The 12,297-nt window shown below is 61.1% G+C and carries 11 protein-coding genes; 8 read left to right on the top strand and 3 right to left on the bottom strand.

All coding sequences use genetic code 11. The features are described from left to right. Positions 1 to 2: 2 nt before the first annotated feature. A complete protein-coding gene (locus BFP89_RS03060; protein WP_065883974.1) occupies positions 3 to 881 on the bottom strand; it encodes a heme/hemin ABC transporter substrate-binding protein in 879 nt (292 codons plus the stop codon). A 154-nt stretch (positions 882 to 1,035) separates the two neighbouring features. On the opposite strand from BFP89_RS03060, the gene BFP89_RS03055 reads away from it, so the two are divergent. After that, positions 1,036 to 1,353: a Rieske (2Fe-2S) protein gene (locus tag BFP89_RS03055; RefSeq protein WP_065883972.1), complete on the top strand. Its 318-nt coding sequence runs from the start codon at positions 1,036 to 1,038 to the stop codon at positions 1,351 to 1,353. On the opposite strand, the gene sfsA is transcribed toward BFP89_RS03055, so the two are convergent. Continuing rightward, a complete protein-coding gene (sfsA, locus tag BFP89_RS03050; protein WP_065883970.1) occupies positions 1,350 to 2,063 on the bottom strand; it encodes a DNA/RNA nuclease SfsA in 714 nt (237 codons plus the stop codon). The two genes, BFP89_RS03055 and sfsA, sit on opposite strands and share 4 nt — an antisense overlap. Continuing rightward, on the bottom strand, positions 2,063 to 3,235 hold the full coding sequence (locus BFP89_RS03045; protein WP_065883969.1) for a pyridoxal phosphate-dependent aminotransferase: 1,173 nt from the start codon (positions 3,233 to 3,235) through the stop codon (positions 2,063 to 2,065). Before BFP89_RS03045 ends, sfsA begins: the two co-directional genes overlap by 1 nt. A 319-nt stretch (positions 3,236 to 3,554) precedes the next feature. Between BFP89_RS03045 and dksA the strand changes: the two genes are divergently transcribed. The 7 genes from dksA (at position 3,555) to folK (ending at position 12,184) form a co-directional block, all read left to right on the top strand. After that, positions 3,555 to 3,986, top strand: a complete 432-nt coding sequence (gene dksA / locus BFP89_RS03040) for an RNA polymerase-binding protein DksA (RefSeq protein WP_065883968.1) — start codon at positions 3,555 to 3,557, stop codon at positions 3,984 to 3,986. An 84-nt stretch (positions 3,987 to 4,070) separates the two neighbouring features. Next, positions 4,071 to 4,958, top strand: a complete 888-nt coding sequence (gene gluQRS, locus BFP89_RS03035; protein ID WP_065883966.1) for a tRNA glutamyl-Q(34) synthetase GluQRS — start codon at positions 4,071 to 4,073, stop codon at positions 4,956 to 4,958. Positions 4,959 to 5,020: 62 nt separating this feature from the next. Continuing rightward, positions 5,021 to 5,197 (top strand): hypothetical protein, encoded by a 177-nt coding sequence (locus BFP89_RS28210; RefSeq protein ID WP_003176118.1) that lies wholly within the window; start codon positions 5,021 to 5,023, stop codon positions 5,195 to 5,197. Continuing rightward, on the top strand, positions 5,181 to 8,135 hold the full coding sequence (locus tag BFP89_RS03030) for a sensor histidine kinase (protein WP_162303221.1): 2,955 nt from the start codon (positions 5,181 to 5,183) through the stop codon (positions 8,133 to 8,135). Before BFP89_RS28210 ends, BFP89_RS03030 begins: the two co-directional genes overlap by 17 nt. A gap of 22 nt (positions 8,136 to 8,157) precedes the next feature. Further along, positions 8,158 to 9,588, top strand: coding sequence for a sigma-54-dependent transcriptional regulator (locus BFP89_RS03025; RefSeq protein WP_065883962.1), 1,431 nt, complete (start codon positions 8,158 to 8,160; stop codon positions 9,586 to 9,588). Positions 9,589 to 10,295: 707 nt separating this feature from the next. After that, positions 10,296 to 11,699 carry a polynucleotide adenylyltransferase PcnB gene (locus BFP89_RS03020; protein ID WP_065883960.1) on the top strand — a complete coding sequence of 468 codons (1,404 nt, stop codon included), beginning with the start codon at positions 10,296 to 10,298 and terminating at the stop codon, positions 11,697 to 11,699. A gap of 2 nt (positions 11,700 to 11,701) precedes the next feature. After that, positions 11,702 to 12,184, top strand: a complete 483-nt coding sequence (gene folK, locus BFP89_RS03015; protein ID WP_065883959.1) for a 2-amino-4-hydroxy-6-hydroxymethyldihydropteridine diphosphokinase — start codon at positions 11,702 to 11,704, stop codon at positions 12,182 to 12,184. Positions 12,185 to 12,297: the final 113 nt, after the last annotated feature.

Here is a 12,297-nt window from a genome sequence, read left to right as displayed (position 1 = left end):
CGTCATGGGGCGGGTTGCGCGCTGGACGGGTAAAACACGGCAGACAACTGCGAGAGGCTCTGCGGCAAGCGTGGCCCGAGCCCGCCCACCAGCAGCGTCGGGTCCAACTCAATCACCCGGCCGCTCTTGGCCGCCGGCGTGGACGCGAGGATAGGATTTTCCTTGAACAACGCCACACGGGCCGCTTCACCGCTGAGTGCCCGATCAGCAAATACCAGCACATCGGGACTCAACCCGGCCAGCGACTCCACCGAGAACAGTTTGTAACCATTGTGAGTCGCCAGGTTATGGCCGCCGGCCTGCTGCACTATCCAGTCAGCCGCGGTGTCCTGACCGGCGATCAACGGCTTGCCGCCGGCGTGCCCGAGCAACAGCAACACGCCCGGTGCTTTTTGCGTCACCTGGGCCTTGGCCACCCAGGCTTTCTGTCGGTCCAGAGACTGCTCATAGCCGCTGAACAATTGGTTGGCCCTGGCCTCGCTGTCCAGCAGCTTACCCAAATGCGCCAGGTTGGTTTTCAGGCTCGCCAAATCCGGCTGTGCCGAGAACATTTCTACCTGCACCCCGGCGCTGCGGATTTGCGCCAGCACTGGCGGTGGGCCCATCTCCTCAGTGCCCACCAGCAGCTGTGGGCGCAGGCTGAGAATGCCTTCGGCCGACAATTGGCGCTGATAACCGATGCTTGGCAATGCCTTGAGTGACGCCGGATGCTGGCTTGTCGTGTCCACGCCGACCAGTTTCGACTCGCCCCCCATTGCCGTCACCCACTCCGATAACGCGCCACCGGCGCTGACCCAGCGTTGCGGCAGCTCCGAGGCTTGGACCGCTTGGCTGACCAGCAATCCGGCAACAAGCGCAATAACGCTGGCACTCAGGCGCATAACAGGGTTTCCTTTCAAGGCAGAGCCGCTCATGCACTCATCAATGTGACAGATACAGCCTGCCCGGCATCGTAATGAGCACCCGACCAGCTGACGGGCGAAGCGGCATTTGATAATTGTTTGCATTTGAACGTCAAGGCACTTAAGGAATGAAATGAAGTTTCTCTGCCCCTCCGAAGCCCTTGCGCCCGACAGCAGCCTCGGCTTTGATATCGACGGGCGCAAACTGTTGGCCGTGCGGCGCGATGGGGTTGCCTACTTCTATATCAACCGTTGCCCCCACCGCGGCATCCCGCTGGAATGGCAGCCGCACCGCTTCCTCGATTCAAGCGCCAGCCTGATTCAATGCGCCACCCACGGGGCGCTGTTCCTGATCGAAAGCGGCGAATGCATCGCCGGCCCCTGCGCAGGCCAAAGCCTCACCGCCCTGCCCGGCCGCGAAGACGAACAGGGCCTGTGGGTGGAACTCTAGTCACCCAACAGCACTTTCAACGGCCGCTCGACGTAAATCTCTTCAGGCGTGACCCGCACACCGTATGCCAGCACCTCGACCCCCGCCGCCTTGGCCTCACGCAACGCAGCGGCGTAACCCGCATCAATTTCCACCGCCGGGCGCACCGCATCGATCCCCGAGAGATTGACGCAATACAACTGCACCGCCCGCACACCTTCACGCGCCAGGTAAGCCAGCTCCCGCAAGTGCTTGGCGCCGCGCTGGGTCACCGCATCAGGGAATGCCGCCACTGAGCTGCCATCAAAGCCCAAGGTGACACTTTTAACCTCGACAAACGCGGCCCCCTGGGGGTATTCCAGGCGAAAATCGATTCGGCTCTTTTCCTGACCGTAGGGCACTTCTCGCTTCAACGCAGTGAAACCGTTGAGCTCAGTGATGACGCCGGCGCGTAGTGCTTCCTCGACCAACTGATTGGCGCGTGCCGTATTCACGCATGCCAGCCGCCCCTGGGGCGTTTCGGCGATTTCCCAGGTGCCTGGCAACTTGCGCTTGGGGTCGGCAGAACGGCTGAACCAGACCTGGCCACCTTCAACCATGCAGTTGAGCATCGAACCGGTGTTCGGGCAGTGAATGGTGAGCAACTCGCCGGTAACGGTTTCGATGTCGGTGAGAAAGCGCTTGTAGCGGCGGATCAGCCGCCCTTCTTCGAGGGGAGGATGAAAACGCATCAGCCTTGCCAGCTCCGCAGGCCACGGGCAATCCGCTCCACCGCTTCCTGTAGCCGATCAAGGTTTTGCGTGTAGGCAAAGCGCACATGATGACCCGCCTGATAACGCCCGAAATCCAGACCGGGGGTAAAGGCCACATATTCTGTTTCCAGGAAATGCCGGCAGAACGCGAAGGCATCACCGCCGAACGCGCTGATATCCGCATAAAGATAGAACGCGCCTTCCGGCTCCACCGCGATCCTGAAGCCCAACTCGCGCAGGGCCGGCAGCAGGAAGTCACGACGTCGACCGAATTCGGCGCGACGCTCTTCCAGAATGCTCAGGGTTTGCACGCTGAAACAGGCCAGGGCCGCATGCTGGGCCATGCTCGGCGCACTGATGTAGAGGTTCTGCGCCAACTTCTCCAGTTCACCCACCGCTTCAGGGGGTGCCACCAGCCAGCCCAGGCGCCAGCCGGTCATGCCGAAATACTTCGAAAAACTATTCAGGACAAAAGCATCGTCATCGACTTCCAGTACGCTAGCGGCGTCTGCGCCGTAGGTGAGGCCGTGATAGATCTCGTCCACCACCAAGTGGCCGTCACGCGCCTTGACGGCACTCGACAGCCCGGCCAGTTCGTCCCGAGTGAGCATCGTCCCGGTAGGATTGGCCGGGGAGGCAACCAGCGCGCCCACGCTGTCCTGGTTCCAGTGTTCGGCCACCAGCTCGGCGGTCAATTGGTAACGCACCTGCGGCCCCACTGGCACCAACTGCGCCGCGCCCTCCACCAGGCGCAAAAAATGCCGGTTGCAGGGGTAACCTGGATCCGCCAACAGCCAGTGCTTGCCCGGATCCACCAGCAGGCTGGTGGCGAGTAACAACGCGCCGGAGCCACCGGGCGTGATCAGAATGCGCTGCGGATCAATGTTCAACCCATAGCGCTGCTGGTAGAAACCGCTGATCGCGTCACGCAACTCGGGCAGCCCACGGGCGGCGGTGTAGCGCGTCTTGCCGTTGGCCAGGGCCGCCTGGCCAGCCTTGATAATCGGTTCGGCGGTGGTGAAGTCCGGCTCGCCGATTTCCAGATGGATCACGTCGCGGCCGGCTGATTGCAGCTCATTGGCCCGCGCCAGTAACGCCATGACATGAAAAGGTTCGATGGCGCGACTGCGCGCACTGTAGGGCTGAGCCATTAGCCTTCCTTAGACGGTGAGGACAAAATCCGGATTCTACCGAACCCTGGCGTTAAAACATGCTCTATTGCCTGCCCGACCGACTTGACGGTACGGGCAAGCGCCGGCAAAACGACTAAAATCAACATTCGAGACGAGACATACCCAGCCACGACGGGGCCCTGCAGTTTGCAACCCCGGCGCGACAGGCTCGACAACCGGGAGTGGCGCACCCCGAATCTATCTGGTAAGTTCGCCCGCTTGCAGCCGCAGGGCCGGCAGGTGTCGGTGACGTTGCAATCCTGCGCAATGGATTAGAAGAGTGAGAGGCGGTCTATTCATGTCCACCCAAGAAAAGCAAAGCATCAGCGGCTTCGAACCTTACGTAGAGAAGAAAGGTGAGGAGTACATGGGCGAGCCCATGCGCTTGCACTTCACCAAGATCCTGAACAAGTGGAAACAGGACTTGATGCAGGAGGTTGACCGTACCGTTGACCACATGAAGGACGAAGCAGCCAACTTCCCTGACCCGGCCGACCGTGCGAGCCAGGAAGAAGAGTTCGCCCTCGAACTGCGCGCCCGTGATCGCGAGCGCAAGTTGATCAAGAAGATCGACAAGACCCTGCAACTGATCAAAGACGAAGAATACGGCTGGTGCGAATCCTGCGGCGTCGAGATTGGTATTCGTCGCCTGGAAGCCCGCCCGACCGCGGACCTCTGTGTAGACTGCAAGACCTTGGCCGAAATCAAGGAAAAACAGGTCGGCAAGTAATACCTGCCGAGCTGAAGGAATGGGGCGTGCGAACGCCCCATTTTTGTGTCTGGCGTTTACCGATTTTCCAGTAGTATCCGGCCCATGACTGCCTCTACCTACATCGGGCGTTTCGCCCCCACGCCCAGCGGCCATTTGCACTTCGGCTCCCTGGTCGCCGCCCTCGCCTCCTACCTCGACGCCCGCGCCAATCAAGGCCGCTGGCTGATGCGCATGGAAGACCTCGATCCGCCCCGTGAAGAGCCCGGCGCCCAGGCGGCAATTCTGCATGCCCTGGAAAGCTACGGTTTTGAATGGGACGGCGAGTTGGTCCGGCAGAGCGAGCGACACGAGGCCTACGCCAAGGTGCTGAACGACCTGTTCAACCATGGCCTGGCCTACGCCTGCACCTGCTCGCGCAAACAGCTGGAGCCCTACAACGGGATTTACCCCGGACTCTGCCGCAACGCCGGCCACGACCAGCAAGATGCCGCTATCCGTCTGCGCGTACCCGAGCTTGAATATCATTTTACCGACCGGGTACAGGGCTCATTCCGACAGCACCTGGGGCGTGATGCGGGCGACTTCATCATCCGCCGCCGCGACGGCCTGTACGCCTACCAATTGGCCGTTGTCCTGGATGACGCCTGGCAAGGGGTTACCGACATCGTGCGCGGCGCCGACCTGCTCGACTCCACGCCACGCCAGCTTTACCTGCAGGAATTGCTCGGCCTGCGCCAGCCGCGCTACCTGCATGTGCCGCTGATCGTCCAGCCGGACGGTAACAAACTGGGCAAGTCGTACCGTTCGCCACCGCTGACCGCGGACCAGGCCACGCCGTTGCTGCTCAGAGCACTGCGCGCCCTCGGTCAGCCGGCCGGCGATGAACTGCTTTACGCGAGCCCCAGGGAATTGCTGGATTGGGGCATCCAGCAGTGGGATGCCACACTGATCCCGCGCACACTCACGCTGGCCGAAGCGCAATTGCGCTGAAGGCGCTTGCAGCTTGCCGGGCATCCGTTACCATCGCCGCAGTTTTTTAATCAGAGGCCAACATGTACATCTATCGATTGGTCCTGCTGCTGGTCGTCGGGATCTACCTGTTTTCCCCCGCCATCATGGACTGGTGGATCGACGCCACAGGCGCCTGGTACCGCCCTTATCTGCTGTGGCTGATCCTGATCGTCGTGACTTTCATCCTGCAGAGCCAAAAAGATGCCGATGAGCTTTAGCCTCACCCAGATGCTGCTGATCAGCGCCGCCTACCTGGCGGCGTTGTTCGGCGTCGCCTGGATCAGTGAGCGCGGAATGATTCCGCGGGCGATCATTCGCCATCCGTTGACCTACACCTTGTCCCTGGGCGTGTACGCCAGCGCCTGGGCGTTCTACGGTACGGTGGGCCTGGCCTATCAATACGGCTACGGGTTCCTTTCCAGCTACCTCGGCGTATCCGGTGCGTTCCTGCTGGCACCGGTGCTGCTGTACCCGATCCTGAAAATCACCCGTACCTATCAGTTGTCCTCCCTGGCGGACCTGTTTGCCTTTCGCTTTCGCAGCACCTGGGCCGGTGCGCTCACCACGATCTTCATGTTGATCGGCGTGCTGCCGTTGCTGGCGCTGCAGATCCAGGCGGTGGCCGACTCCATCAGCATCCTGACCCGCGAGCCCGTGCAACATCGTGTTGCCCTGGCCTTCTGCGCCTTGATCAGCCTGTTCACGATTTTCTTCGGCTCACGCCATATCGCCACCCGCGAAAAACACCAGGGCCTGGTGTTCGCGATTGCCTTCGAGTCGGTCATCAAGTTGATTGCCATCGGCGGTGTGGGCCTTTACGCGCTTTACGGCGTGTTCGACGGCCCGCAACAGTTGGAATTGTGGTTGCTGCAAAACCAGACGGCCCTTGCAGCGTTGCACACGCCGCTGCAGGAAGGCCCGTGGCGAACGCTGCTGCTGGTGTTCTTCGCGTCGGCAATCGTGATGCCGCACATGTACCACATGACCTTCACCGAGAACCTCAACCCACGCTCGCTGGTCAGCGCCAGCTGGGGTTTGCCCCTGTTCCTGCTGTTGATGAGCCTGGCGGTGCCGCTGATCCTCTGGGCCGGCCTGAAACTGGGGGCCACCACCAACCCCGAGTATTTCACCCTGGGCATCGGTATCGCGGCCAACAGCCCGGCTCTGGCGCTGCTGGCGTACGTCGGCGGTTTGTCCGCGGCCAGCGGCCTGATCATTGTCACCACGCTGGCCCTCTCCGGCATGGCGCTTAACCACCTGGTGCTGCCGCTGTACCAGCCACCGGCCGAAGGCAATATCTATCGTTGGCTGAAATGGACGCGTCGCGCGCTGATCGTCGCGATCATCATGGCCGGCTACGCCTTTTACCTGCTGCTGGGCGCCGGACAGGACCTGGCCAACCTCGGCATCGTGGCCTTTGTCGCCACCCTGCAGTTCCTGCCGGGCGTGCTGTCGGTGCTGTACTGGCCCACCGCCAACCGCCGAGGCTTCATCGCCGGGTTGCTGGCGGGCATCCTGGTGTGGCTGGTCACCATGCTGCTACCGCTGGTCGGCAACCTGCAGGGGTTCTATATCCCCTTGCTGAACATGATTTACGTGCTGGACGACACCAGCTGGCACATGGCCGCAATCGCCTCGCTGGCCGCCAACGTGCTGATGTTCACGCTGATCTCGCTGTTCACCAATGCCAGCCCCGAAGAAATCAGCGCCGCCGAAGCCTGCGCGGTGGACAACGTGCGCCGCCCGCAACGCCGCGAGCTGCACGCGGCCTCGCCCCAGGAGTTCGCCACGCAACTGGCCAAGCCACTCGGCGCCAAGGCCGCGCAAAAGGAAGTCGAGCAGGCCTTGCGCGATTTGTACCTGCCGTTCGACGAGCGCCGCCCCTATGCCCTGCGGCGTTTGCGTGACCGTATCGAAGCCAACCTGTCGGGGTTGATGGGCCCCAGCGTGTCCCAGGACATGGTGGAAACCTTCCTGCCCTACAAGGCGGGCGGCGAGAACTACGTGACCGAAGACATCCACTTCATCGAAAGCCGGCTCGAGGACTACCACTCGCGCCTCACCGGTCTGGCCGCCGAGCTCGATGCCCTGCGCCGTTATCACCGCCAGACCCTGCAGGAACTGCCGATGGGCGTGTGTTCCCTGGCCAAGGACCAGGAAATCCTGATGTGGAACAAGGCCATGGAAGAGCTCACCGGTATCGCCGCGCAACGCGTGGTCGGCTCTCGCCTCAATACCCTGGGCGATCCCTGGAAAGAACTGTTGCAGGGTTTTATCAACCTGCCCGACGAGCATTTGCACAAACAGCACCTGGCGCTCGACGGCCAGACCCGCTGGCTGAACCTGCACAAGGCCGCCATTGACGAGCCCCTGGCCCCCGGTAACAGCGGCCTGGTGTTACTGGTCGAAGACCTCACCGACACGCAGATGCTCGAAGACAAGCTGGTGCACTCCGAGCGCCTGGCCAGCATCGGTCGCCTGGCCGCCGGCGTGGCTCACGAGATCGGCAACCCTATTACCGGCATCGCCTGCCTGGCGCAGAACCTGCGCGAAGAACGCGAGGAAGACGGTGAAATCACCGAGATCAGCGGGCAAATCCTCGAGCAGACCAAGCGCGTGTCGCGCATCGTGCAGTCACTGATGAGCTTTGCCCACTCCGGCGCCCACCAGAATCAGGACGAAGCGGTGTGCCTGGCCGAAGTGGCGCAGGACGCCATTGGGCTGCTGGCCTTGAACCGGCGCAATTTCGAAGTACAGTTCTTTAACTTGTGCGATCCGGACCATTGGGTCGATGGCGACTCGCAACGCCTGGCCCAAGTCCTGATCAACCTGCTGTCCAACGCCCGCGACGCCTCCCCGCCGCACAGTGCGGTACGCGTCAAGAGCGAGGCTTTCGAGCACACGGTCGACCTGATCGTGGAAGACGAAGGCAGCGGCATTCCACAGAACATCATGGACCGATTGTTCGAACCTTTCTTCACCACCAAGGACCCGGGTGAAGGTACCGGTCTGGGCCTTGCACTGGTCTATTCCATCGTTGAAGAGCATTATGGACAAATCACCATCGACAGCCCGGCTGACACCGAAAGCCAACGCGGCACCCGTATTCGGGTGACCTTGCCGCGTCATGTCGAAGCGACGTCCGCTGTGAACTGAGACCGTCGAGAGAATTGAATCAATGCCGCACATTTTGATCGTCGAAGACGAAACCATTATCCGCTCTGCCTTGCGTCGCCTGCTTGAACGTAATCAGTACCAGGTCAGCGAAGCCGGCTCGGTGCAGGAAGCGCAGGAGCGGTTCAGCATTCCCACGTTCGACCTGATCGTCAGCGACCTGCGTCTGCCGGGCGCACCGGGTACCGAATTGATCAAGCTGGGCCAGGGCACGCCGGTGCTGATCATGACCAGCTACGCCAGCCTGCGCTCGGCGGTGGACTCGATGAAGATGGGCGCGGTGGACTACATCGCCAAGCCTTTTGACCACGACGAGATGCTTCAGGCGGTGGCGCGCATCCTGCGTGACCGTCAGTCGGCCGGCAGTGCGCCGGTTGAACACCGTCCGGCAGGCAAAGCTGCCGAGAAACCGGGTGTCGATAACAGCAACGGCGAGATCGGCATCATTGGTTCCTGCCCGCCGATGCAGGACCTTTACAGCAAGATTCGCAAAGTCGCGCCGACCGACTCCAATGTATTGATCCAGGGTGAGTCGGGCACCGGCAAGGAACTGGTGGCCCGCGCCCTGCATAACCTGTCCAAACGTGCCAAGGCACCGATGATCTCGGTGAACTGCGCAGCGATCCCCGAATCCTTGATCGAGTCCGAATTGTTCGGCCACGAAAAAGGCGCGTTCACCGGTGCCAGCGCCGGGCGCGCGGGCCTGGTCGAAGCGGCCGATGGCGGCACGCTGTTCCTCGACGAGATCGGCGAACTGCCCCTGGAAGCACAGGCACGCTTGCTGCGCGTGTTGCAGGAAGGCGAGATTCGCCGGGTCGGGTCGGTGCAATCGCAAAAGGTCGATGTACGCCTGATCGCCGCGACGCACCGTGACCTCAAGAGCCTGGCCAAGATCGGCCAATTCCGTGAAGACTTGTATTACCGCCTGCACGTAATTGCGCTCAAGCTGCCGGCACTGCGTGAGCGCGGCGCCGACGTCAACGAAATCGCCCAGGCGTTCCTGCTGCGCCAGAGCGCACGCATCAACCGAACCGACCTGAAATTTGCGCCCGACGCGGAGCAGGTGATCCGGCATTACTCATGGCCGGGCAACGTGCGCGAACTGGAAAACGCCGTCGAGCGTGCGGTCATCCTGTCGGAAAGCCCGGAAATATCCGCCGAGCTGCTGGGCATCGATATCGAACTCAGCGATCTGGACGACGACGACTTCATCGGCCTGGCGCCGCAACAGGGCGCGGGCAGCAATACCAGCCACGAGCCGACGGAAGATTTGTCCCTGGAAGACTATTTCCAGCACTTCGTCCTCGAGCACCAGGACCACATGACCGAGACCGAACTGGCACGCAAGCTGGGCGTGAGCCGCAAGTGCCTGTGGGAACGTCGCCAGCGCCTGGGCATTCCACGGCGCAAGACCGGCGTCGCCAGCGAAAGTTGAGGGGCCGCGCCACAGGTAACACGTGCAGATGTGAAAAAACTGTTACCGCGGATATTTCGCGTAACAAAAGCCGGGGCTTACGGTAACGAAGCCCCGGCTTTTTTTGTTCCCTCAAAAACCCGAATCAGCCTAAAACCCCCGGTTTTACTGGGCAACGCTAAAGTTGGCACGCACCCTGCTATATGCTTAGTACAAAAACAATAACAAGCTTTGTACAAGACAATAAAAATAAGACGAATCGACTCACGCATAACAAAAACAACACGGCGGAGGCGCAGCTAACTGATTCTTTTGGAGAGGCGTTGCATTTGGGGCTTGCCCCGCAACCAGGCCGAGAACAACAAAAACTGCCCTAAGGCAGAGCCTGAACTGGTTGGATCGTAGATCAGCAACACAGCGACCAAAGCAATCCGTTTGCTCTTGCTCCCGATTGGGAGTGTCATGAAGGTGAAGCTTCATGACGAGGGCGATCAACAAAAACAAGAAGCCCGAAACCAATAATAAAAATAGAGCACGCAACTACTTCTGGGGGAGCTTCGGCTCCCCTTGTAGTTTCCGACAGATTGCCCCTGGATTGCCCCTCAAACGCTTTTGGCGCAACGCCCGCAGCTTGTTCCTACACCATCCCCTGACTAAATGCTAGAATCCCGGCCCATCATGCGGTCATTCTTCGTTATGGCCGAACATTCCTTCAAACAGTGCATCCCATGCTGAAGAAGTTGTTCCAGTCATTCCGTTCCCCCTTGCGTCGTACGCAACACATTCGCAGCACGCCTGAAGTGCTTAACAGCAATCAGCATTCATTGCAGCGCGCTCAATTCAGCCGTTACGCAGTGAACATCGTCGAACGTTTGCAGAACGCCGGCTACCAGGCCTACCTGGTGGGCGGTTGCGTACGCGACATGCTGCTCAATATCACGCCGAAGGATTTCGACGTCGCCACCAGCGCCACGCCTGAACAGGTACGTGCCGAGTTTCGCAATGCGCGGATCATCGGGCGCCGCTTCAAGCTGGTGCATATCCACTTCGGTCGCGAAATCATCGAAGTCGCGACGTTCCGCGCCGGCCATCCGCAAAACGATGAAGAGGAAGACACCAATCAGTCTTCCCGCAACGAGAGCGGACGCATCCTGCGCGACAATGTCTACGGCACCCTGGAAGAAGACGCGCAACGCCGCGACTTCACCATCAATGCCCTGTATTACGATCCGGTCAGCGAGCGCATCCTCGATTACGCCAACGGCGTTCACGACATCCGCAACAACCTGATCCGCCTGATCGGCGAGCCGACGCAGCGCTACCAGGAAGACCCGGTGCGCATGCTGCGTGCGGTGCGGTTCGCTGCCAAGCTGAACTTCGGCATCGAGAAACACACGGCCGCACCGATTCGCGAACTGGCACCGATGCTGCGGGAGATTCCGTCGGCACGCCTGTTCGAAGAAGTGCTCAAGCTGTTCCTCTCGGGCTATGCGGCCGACACCTTTGAGATGCTCGTCGACCTGCAACTGTTCGATCCGCTGTTCCCGGCCAGCGCCGAGGCGCTGGAATACAACCCGACGTACACCCACACCCTGATCAGCGAAGCCTTGATCAACACCGATTTGCGCATCAAACAGAACAAGCCGGTCACCCCGGCCTTCCTGTTTGCCGCGCTGTTGTGGCCGGCCCTGCCCAAGCGTGTACTGCGTTTGCAGGACCGCGGCATGCCGCCGATCCCCGCCATGCAGGAAGCCGCCCATGAATTGATCAGCGAGCAGTGCCAGCGCATCGCCATTCCGAAGCGCTTTACCCTGCCGATCCGCGAGATCTGGGACATGCAGGAGCGCCTGCCACGCCGCAGCGGCAAACGCGCCGACCTGTTGCTGGACAACCCACGCTTTCGCGCAGGCTATGACTTCCTGTTGCTGCGCGAAAGCGCCGGCGAGCAGACCGACGGTCTGGGTGAATGGTGGACCGACTACCAGGACGCCAATGACAGTCAGCGCCGCGAGATGATTCGTGAACTCGGCAGCAAAGGCGACAGCACCGGCGAAGGGCCGAAAAAGCGCCGCCGCAGCTCCAGCAAGCGCAAACGCAGCGCCGCCGATGCCTCAGGCGCAACAGGCGAATAAACGTGGAACGTATCTACATCGGCATGGGCAGCAACCTGGCTGCCCCGCAACAGCAATTGCGCAGCGCGATCGACGCCTTGGCGCAATTGCCCGGCACTACCCTCGCCGGTGTATCCGCCTTCTATCAAAGTGACTCCCTGCTCCCGGGCCAACCGCGCTATACCAATGCGGTGGCAGCCCTGGACAGCGACCTTGCGCCGCTGGACCTGCTCGATGCGCTGCAAAGCATCGAAAACGACCAGGGCCGCCAACGCCTCGAGCGTTGGGGGCCTCGCACCCTGGACCTGGATATCCTGCTCTTCGGTGACCGCCTGATCGACGAGCCGCGCCTCAAGGTGCCGCATTACCAGATGCACCTGCGGGCGTTTGTGCTTTATCCGCTGGCCGAACTGGCACCTGCGAACCTGTCATTACCTGATGGCCCAACCCTGCGCGACTTACTGGCAGACTGCCCGTTTGTCGGCCTGGAACGCTTACCTCTGTAGGAGCGAGCTTGCTCGCAAACATCGTCAACGATAACGCGCACAGCCTGATTAAACGCGGTGCCTAAGCGTTCTTCGCGAGCAAGCTCGCTCCTACAATCGCGCCAGTAACAGCG

The organism is Pseudomonas sp. 31 R 17 (assembly GCF_900004915.1).
In the GTDB taxonomy this organism is placed as follows: domain Bacteria; phylum Pseudomonadota; class Gammaproteobacteria; order Pseudomonadales; family Pseudomonadaceae; genus Aquipseudomonas; species Aquipseudomonas orientalis_A.
This window is presented reverse-complemented; position numbering and strand designations above follow the sequence as displayed.